Annotated in this window: 1 pseudogene; it reads right to left on the bottom strand. The window is 55.9% G+C overall.

Annotated elements, in window-relative coordinates:
* Positions 1–367 (bottom strand): annotated as a pseudogene (locus tag AC0LWN_RS32705) (hypothetical protein); the annotation flags it as partial.

Genomic DNA, 367 nt, shown 5'->3' with positions numbered 1-367 from the left:
TGCAGTGCAGGTCTCATCCGCCAGATGCTCCAGCTTGATTATGCCGGGGCTTAAATGACGCTCTTCCAGCACTCCGTCCACGAGATGTTCACTGCAGATGCTCCGTTGCTGCAAATGTACCGAACTTACTGAGCCTTCCGCCAGCTTACCGCTGCCAATACTGCCATCCGGCAGTAAATCCGCACTGCCGGTCTCATCCGCCAAATGCTCCAGCTTGATTATGCCAGGGCTCAAATGACGCTCCGTAAGCACTCCGTCCGCGAGATGTTCGCCGAAGATGCTCATCTGCTGCAGATGCACCGAACTTACTGAACCTCCCGCCAGCTTATCGCTGCCGATACTGCCATCCGGCAGTAAATCCGCAGTG

The organism is Paenibacillus sp. sgz302115 (assembly GCF_056120445.1).
The sequence above is the reverse complement of the archived record's forward strand: the minus strand, read 5'-3'. Positions and strand labels throughout refer to the sequence as shown.